Source organism: Moorena producens 3L (assembly GCF_000211815.1).
GTDB classification, from domain to species: Bacteria; Cyanobacteriota; Cyanobacteriia; order Cyanobacteriales; family Coleofasciculaceae; genus Moorena; species Moorena producens.
The window spans coordinates 1-2,226 of sequence record NZ_GL890890.1; the positions used below are offsets into that span (position 1 = coordinate 1).

The following is a 2,226-nucleotide window of genomic DNA, read 5'->3' on the forward strand; positions in this document are numbered from 1 at the left end:
GGTCTAACTGAAAAGACCCTCGACCGTCATTCGACCACACAATCGCGCGTCCATGAACGAAGGCGACTAAGTCCATGTCGCCGTCACCCTCGATATCGGCGGTATGGACGGCCGCCTCGAAAGCTTGGCCAATATTCAGCGGAGCATGGGACTCTTCGAATTCTCCGCTACCGCTATTCATTGCGATACGCAGGGAGTCCTCGCCCGGACCCAATCTTGTCCGCATCTCGGCCCAAATCATATCGAGATCACCGTCAGCATCCAGATCCGCCAGCTGCACCCCCCGCTGCGACACGAACTGACTGCTCAGACGGTCACCGCGTTCGAACGTTCCGTTCTCATTGAGACTGACTTCCATGCCCTTTACCGTTCCGCGAACCATGTCCGGATCGCCGTCCGCGTCGAGATCACCGAAAGCCACGGCGGTGCTGCCGACAAATTGCTGTTCACTCGCCATGAAATTGCCGTCGGCATTGATCAGCAACGTCGATGCCCCCTGTTCAAACCCCAGAAAGGCATCAAGATCTCCGTCGGAATCAACGTCGGCTAACGCCACGGACTCGCCCCAGGAGTTTGTCGGTAGCGCGTCGGGCACGCTTCTCTCCACCGCGAGCGCGCCTCTCCCGTGAGGCACCTCGCCACGAAACTCAAGAACTCGATTGGGGAGCATCTCGCCCTCCACGGTTTGAAGCCCCGTAACGGTTGCTCGGAGGCTTTCACCCGGCCGAATGCTTGGCACCGGAAACTCGGCGCCTGAGCTGCTGGGATTCAAGACCGAGAGTTCACGACTGCCATTTGCCGAATGGAAAACCATCTCCCCGGGGCCGGCTGCGCTCAGGTCTTGATACCCGCGTTCGAGGAAGATCGAGTCACCAGGGCTCAGCACACCCCCGCTGGGCAACAGTGCGTACGGTAGTACCGCTGCGATGACACTGGATGAGTTGTTCTCTGAATTGACATCTCGCCCCTCGAAGTCGAGCGCTGCGCGGGCTGCGATCGTGCCCATCGCATCCGCGGGAACGGTCGCTTCGATGAGGTAGGTCACCGACGCTAAGGGTCCCAGCGTTAGTTTGTCTGTAAGTCTCGCTTCTTGCCCTGGCCCTTCCGAAGTGGAGCATGCTGTGCCAGTATTCGAGCTACAAGTCCACTTGGCATCCTTTAACTGAGCATCTAGGGCGATATCAAGCGTGACGTTGTCAAGCAACTGTTCACCGTGATTCCTGACCTCTACGACGTACCGCGTGGGAAGCTCCACGCCCGCCGCAAACTGATAGCGGGAGGTCGAGATATCCACGGACACATCCGTGTCGTGTTCGACCTGCCAGAGAATCCTGGGTCCCGCGAAATCGGGCGAAACCACGTCGAGATCGCCGTCCTGATCCAGATCACCCACGCTCATATTGTAGAACGCGGGACTTCCTTCCTCACGGATGAACTCATCACCATTGTTGATCCAAAGGCCATCTCGAAGTGCATCTAAATCGCCGTCGGCGTCGAAGTCCACAAAAGTCGTGCGTGGAACGTACTGGGGCACGGAAGGAGTTCTGCCACTAAAGACAGCGTCGCCGTTGTTCCTGAGAATCTGCCCATCACCGGTCAATGCGTCAACGTCACCATCATTGTCGAGGTCCGCGAATGCTGCGCCGAAGTCGAACTGTGCCCCTTGGATGAACTTCTCACCGTCTTGATTTAGCAGAAAGCGGACCGAGTCCGGCCGATGAACGACGATATCGAGGTCGCCATCGCTATCCATATCTTCGAGGTCTACCCAATCTACGCCTGTCGGAAAAACGGGCGCGCCTGAAACGTCAAATTTCCCCTTCCCATCGTTCTTGCCGATGCGGAGCGAACCATCGGTATGGCGCCCGACGAGATCGGTGTCACCATCCGCATCCAGGTCACCAGATGATATTCGAGCAGCTAGTTGTAGTCGGTCGGCTCGACCAAATGTCCCATCGCCCTCGTTTCGGTAGACACGTGCCGCTTGATAGTCGGAAACGATCACGTCAAGATCTTGGTCACCATCAACGTCGGCAAGCACTAGGTGCTGGTGATCTTGCACGGGCAGATCCTGTTCCGACAACCGCAGTCCGTCAGGGTCGCCCAGCCAAAACATCACCTTGGTGCGAGTGAGCACGATGAGGTCGAGGCGACCGTCATGATTGATGTCACCTAGTGCCGTCTCTGCCACATCCGTCGCGGGCAAATGACTGGGCACACTGAAGA

General features: G+C 57.7%; 1 protein-coding gene. It reads right to left on the reverse strand.

Annotation, left to right across the window (positions count from 1 at the left end):
• The coding region (locus LYNGBM3L_RS13045) for an FG-GAP-like repeat-containing protein (RefSeq protein ID WP_161603159.1) at window positions 1–2,191 on the reverse strand (2,191 nt) is incomplete at its 3' end.
• Between the last annotated feature and the right edge of the window lie 35 nt (window positions 2,192–2,226).